The 5,866-nt window shown below is 23.8% G+C and carries 3 protein-coding genes and 2 pseudogenes; all 5 read right to left on the reverse strand.

Going from position 1 to position 5,866, the window contains the following annotated elements; translation table 11 throughout:
• Positions 1 to 1,249, reverse strand: a pseudogene (locus tag KTO59_RS03165) (hypothetical protein); the annotation flags it as partial.
• A 139-nt stretch (positions 1,250 to 1,388) separates the two neighbouring features.
• Positions 1,389 to 2,210 carry a hypothetical protein gene (locus KTO59_RS03170; protein WP_284928595.1) on the reverse strand — a complete coding sequence of 274 codons (822 nt, stop codon included), beginning with the start codon at positions 2,208 to 2,210 and terminating at the stop codon, positions 1,389 to 1,391.
• A 70-nt stretch (positions 2,211 to 2,280) separates the two neighbouring features.
• Positions 2,281 to 4,311 carry a hypothetical protein gene (locus tag KTO59_RS03175; protein WP_284928596.1) on the reverse strand — a complete coding sequence of 677 codons (2,031 nt, stop codon included), beginning with the start codon at positions 4,309 to 4,311 and terminating at the stop codon, positions 2,281 to 2,283.
• A 696-nt stretch (positions 4,312 to 5,007) separates the two neighbouring features.
• Positions 5,008 to 5,634 (reverse strand): hypothetical protein, encoded by a 627-nt coding sequence (locus KTO59_RS03180; RefSeq protein ID WP_284928597.1) that lies wholly within the window; start codon positions 5,632 to 5,634, stop codon positions 5,008 to 5,010.
• Between the two features lie 21 nt (positions 5,635 to 5,655).
• A pseudogene (locus KTO59_RS03185) lies at positions 5,656 to 5,866 on the reverse strand (hypothetical protein); the annotation flags it as partial.

A 5,866-nucleotide genomic window follows, 5' to 3' on the forward strand; every position in this document is an offset into this window, starting at 1 on the left:
CTAAAGTTCTAAAAAAGGTTCCATGATTATCATTAAATTTGTTAAATTTATTTAAAAATTCTTCTTTATTTAGGGTTCTCAAATAAATAATATATATATCTTTCAAAATTGTTTTATAATCATTTTTTGAATTTGTTAATTTATTTGAATTCCCAACATCATAATCATGAAAATCATAATCATGAAAATCATTACGATTATTTAACCAAAAATAACAAAAATCAAATTCAGCTTCTAAATTTTTTGTTACAAAACGCATATGAGTATATTTATCAAATTCATTAGGATTTTTTTTAGCTTCATTTAAAAAATCTAAAAAAGTTATATAATTTAAAAAACAAATTGATTCATTTACAAAACCATTATCTAAACCACGTTCTCCATTTATAAAACCATTTGTTGATTGTGTCATTTTAAAAGGAGTATCATCTGGTCTATTAGTTAAAATTAAATTAAAATTAGCTTTTGAAACTTTAAAACCGTTTCTTTTTTTTAAATCTCCATTTTCATATTCTTCATTATATATATTTTCTGAACCTTCACCTGTAATAACTGGAAATGTATTAAAATTATTTTTTTTACAATTTTCTATAAATTCTGGAAATGAAAAATAATTTAATCTACCTTTATGGTCTTTACCAGTGGGTTTCATACCAGGGAAAAAATTATATTCTCTAATTGTATTATCTTCTTTATCTTTATAAGTTAAATAAGGTTTAAAGAAAAAATTAAATTCTTCTTTAACTGGTTTAGGTGGTGGTGATGGAATAGGTTTTGGATCTGGTTTATCAGGTCCTAAATTAATAGGTCCAGGACACCATGGTATATCTGGTTTAACTGGTGGCACTGGTATCTCTGGTATAACAGGTTTAACTGGTCCAGGACATCTAATTGGTTCAGGTTCAACAGGTTTAACTGGTTTTACTGGTATCTCTGGTTTTACTGGTGGCACTGGTATCTCTGGTATAACAGGTTTATCAGGTATAACAGATTTAACAGGTTCAACAGGTTCAACTGATTTTAGTTCTGTAAATACTTCAGATAAATCAGTTTTTAAATCTTTATTTTCTTCTTTTACATCATCATTATATTTTTTAATTATTTTATTAGTTTTAAGTTCTTCAACTTTTAAACGAGGCTTATAATCTCTACTAATAATTATCAAAAAAATAAATAATAATGCTAAAATGATAAAAAAATAAATAAAAAAATTATTTTGTTGTTTATCATTAATATTATCATTATTCATATTTAAAATACTCTCTTTTTTTAAAAATAAACTGTTTTAAGGTTGATTTTAATATTTTGGAAAATCTTTTTTTATATTATAAAAGATTTTTTGATTAAAAGTTGTTTTTTCATCTCTCTTTTTGTAGTAAATTATTTTTTTATTTGTCTTTGATATTCAATTTTTCATTATAAAGAGTAATATATTGTTTTTTTGGATTAAAGTGAAGGTAATAAGTAGTTGTTATTATGTCTTTTCGTGTTGTGTTTTCTTGTAAAGGACATTTAACTTCATTAACATAAAAATCTTTGTCTTGTTCTAATAAATCTTTAGGGCCTGTGTAATCCATTTTGATAGTTTGGTTCTCTTTGACAAAACTATCATTAAATACAGAAAATACAGGTCCGCTATAGTTATTACTCAAAACATCTATATGAAAAAATGAAGACATAAAATAATCTGTTCTTTCAATACACCAATTATTAAAAGGTTCTTTAATAAAAGGAGCTAAATCTTTAGGAATTTTATCTTTGTATTGACATTGATCGAAACCATTGAAACCGAAAAATGTATATGTTTTTTCAATTAATGGTTCTGATATTTCTCCAACATTATACAACATCCATTTTCCTTTTTCGTTGCGATAAGGTTTATCTTTTTCAGTTAAAAGATATTTAGTACCATAATATTCTCCTTTTTTATAATAATATTCATATTTTGTTTCTATTTGAGGAGCGGGAACAGGTCGACTTTCTTTAACTTCTGGATTATTAAACAAATGCATTAAAAGTGCAATAAATGATATAACAATAATAACAATAAATAAACGAGAAAAATGAGAAATAATTTTTCCTTTAGGACTAATTTTTTGAATTCGATTTTGATTTAATTTTTTTTCTCGAAGAATAATCAAATAAGGTTCTAAAATAAATAATAAAAGAATTAAAACTACTAAAATAATAATTTTAATAGTTGAAAACATAATAAAATTCTCCTTTTTGAAAATTAATTATTAAGATGACATAATATTTTCTATTTTATCATAATTATTTTTAATAATTCCACCATTTTTTTATTTGATTCCAATGGCTGTTAGTGTTTTCTACTATTAATCCTGCAGCTGTTCCTACTGTTTTTCCAATACCATCAATTGGAAAACCACCCAGAGCATCACCAATAACATTATTTATAGTATTATCCATAGCATCACCTATTTTCGCTCCTGCATTTATATACTTATTTTGGTTCCATATTTTTTGCTGAGCTTGTAATGTATGTATCTCTGTTTGTAAGTCTTGTGTGTTTTTTGTTAATTCTTTTATTTTGTCATTTAATCTATCCCTAGTATTCTTATGAGCTTTCTTTTCATCTTCTAATTGTTGTCTTAATTCCTTAATTTTTAATAATAACTCTTGATTATCACTGCTTAAAGTTTGATTAGCTTCTTCTAGTCCTTTAATTGTTCCTTCTAAATTTTGAATATGTTTACCTTGTTCTATATATAATTCAATTTGTCTTTCAATTTCAGCATTTAAACGGTTTATTTCTGTGGCTTGTTCTTTAACTGTTTTTTCTAATTTAGCTATTTCTTCATCTTTTGTTTTAATAATATCTTTTAATTTTTTTTCGTTTTCTTCTAAAGTTGTGATTTTTGTTTGTAATTCTTTAATTTTTTCTTGTTTATCATTTAACGTTTTAATTAAATTATTATTAGTTTGATTAGTTTTTTTTAATTCTTCTTGTATTTGAGCTATCTCTGCTTCTAGTTGAGCGTTTATTGTTTTAGTTGATTTTAATTCAATTATTACGTTTTTTAAATCATTATCATATTTAGCTTTTAAATTTTCATTTTCTTTTGTTAAAGTTTGAATTTCTGTTTGAAAACCTTTTTCTTTAAGAGTTAATTCATCCATTTCTTTTTTTAAATCTTTGATATGTTTTTCTTTTTTTTGAACTTCTATTTCTAAAGTTTCATCAGGAGTAGTTTGTTCGATTAAATCTTTCATTTCTTGTTGAGTTTGATTTAATTCTTGTTCTAATTTTGTTGTTTGATTTGAAATATCTAGTATTTCGTTCATTTTATCCTTTAAATAAAGCATATTTTCCTCATTTAATATTTTTGAAGGAGGAGTTAAACTAACGTCATGACTAAATTTCATTTCTATTTTTTCTATTTGAAAATATTTATTGTTAAAACAACTTTTGATATCTTCATAACTTAAAGACCTTTGTATTATTTCGCCATTATTCAAAAATAGAAAAATTTTTATATAATAAACATCTGTTCCATTAATTTTGGTTTTTTCAGCTTTAAATATTTGTTTATTTTCATTTGCAACAGCTTCTGGATTGATAATAACGTTTTTAAAATACGGTTTCAATTCTACTTGAAATGGTTCAGGAGCGTAATATATTGTGTTATCAGTATATTTTTGTTCGTTGCGATTCTTATATTTTTCTTCAATTGTTTCCTTTGGTAAATTATCAGATACATATAATGTTCTTTTATCTTTTTTAATTTCACATTGAGCTAACCAATATTGATAAGTTTTATTTAAAGTATTAATTTCTTGTTCTAAAGAAGTTTTTTGTGTTTGTAATTTACCTAATTCTAAATTGAATTTATTTAATTGTTCTTGTTTATTGGTTAAATAAATTTTTGATTGCTCGGTTTTTTCATTGTTAGCTTTTATTTTTTGTTTTAATTCTTCTGCTTCTTTTTCTAATTCAGCTACTTGAGTTTGATAATATTCGATTTGTTTTTTAATTTCTATTAAAGTTTTTTCATGTTGATCTCTTAAATTTTGAGTTTCTTCTTTTTTAATATTCAATTCTTTTTGTAATTGGTTATTATTTTCTTCTAAATTTGAGATACGTTCGTTTTTTAACAATAATTGTTTATCGAAATGAATTTGTTTTTGGTTAATATCTGTTTTTAAAGTTTCAATTTCTTCTGTTAAAGTGTTTTTTGTTTCCGAAGATATATTTTTTTTAGTTTCTATTAATTCTTTTTCTTTGTTTTTTAACAATTCTTCTTTAACATGAATTTCTTTTTGTAGAGCTTCTAAATTTTCTTCTTTCAATTTTAATTGATTAGTTAATTCTTGGATTTGTTCTTGTTTGCCTTTAATTTCTTGGTCTTTATTTGCAATTGTAGTTTCTTGAGAATTTAAATTAGTTTTAATTTGTGTTATTTCTTCTGTTAAAGTTTTTCTAATAAATTCTTCTAAAATTTCTTTTGTAGATTATTTCTTTGCTCTTGTAATTGATTAGTTAATTCTTGGATTGTTTTGTCTTTATTTTTGTTGTGAGAATTAAATTGTTTTATTTTCATTTGTTGCTTAAAGTTTTAATTCTTCTGTTAAAGTGTTTTTGTTTCAAGTATATTTTGATTTCTAATTTTTTTTTTAACAATTCTTTACATTAATTTCTTTTGTAGGCTTCTAAATTTTCTTTTTCTTGTTTGATTAGTTAATTTGATTTGTTTTGTTTCCTGAATTTTTGGTCTATTTACAATTGTAGTTTCTTGAGAATTTAAATTATTTTAATTTGTTATTTCTTCTGTTAAATTTTCTGGTTTATTCTTAATTAATGCTTCTTTTGCTTGTATGTTTTGTAATTTTCTTTTTCTTGTTTTAAGTTCATCATTTCTAATTCTTGAACTTGAAGATTAATTTCTAAAAATTTTTGTTCTTCTAATAATTTTTTATTTTTTAAGGTTTCTTCTTCTGTTAAATTTTGATTTTCTGGGCTTTGTTTATAAATTGGTTCTCCTTTCGTTAATTTTGATTCAACTTTTTTGTTGAATCAATTTGTTTCTCTTTTTCTTTTATTTTGTCTTCGTTATGTTCTATGACTAAGACATCCTCTTTAGGAGGTTGATTTGGTGGAACAGTTTCATCACTAAAAAGCATTAAACTACCCATAATAAGTGTCCCTGCAAGAACTATAGCACCTAAAGCAGGACCAATGATTGGAATAAACAAACAAGCAACAGCTATAGCTATACCAATTAAAATAGGAGTGAGGATACTACCTGTTTTCGCTAACCATTCAGGACAATTCCATTCTTTAAAACGATTGTAGAAACAATTTTTGATATCGTGAGCTGTATCTTTGGTATATAAAGCAGCTTTACCGCAAGCTTGATTAATAGCCCCTCCTATTTGAGGAACAATTTTATAAAACATTAACCAAGATAGAAAGAATAAAATAATTAATGGTAAAAGATAAGTTATTATTTTCTTAGCAATTTGTCCCCAAGTTTGTTTTTCAACAGTATTATTTTCTAAAATAATTTTGTTTTCAAAAGGAGTATCTTTTTTTGTATAAACACCTTTATTTTGTTTCGGTTTAGCAAGAATTTTTTTTGTTTGATTGTTTTTTTTGATTGGTTTAAAAGCCATATTCATATGTCCTTTCTAATTTTATTTTTTTTCTTTGATATTCATTTTTTCTGTATAAAGAGTAATATATTGTTTTTTTGGATTAAAGTGAAGGTAATAAGTAGTTGTTTTGTCGCCATTTAACAACATTGCTATTGTATCTCGTTGTAAAGGACATTTAACTTCATTAACATAAAAATCTTTGTCTTCTTCTAATAAATATTTAGGGCCTTTGTAATCCATTTTGATAGTG

It is taken from the genome of Candidatus Phytoplasma sp. AldY-WA1, from assembly GCF_020312115.2.
In the GTDB taxonomy this organism is placed as follows: domain Bacteria; phylum Bacillota_I; class Bacilli_A; order Acholeplasmatales; family Acholeplasmataceae; genus Phytoplasma; species Phytoplasma vitis.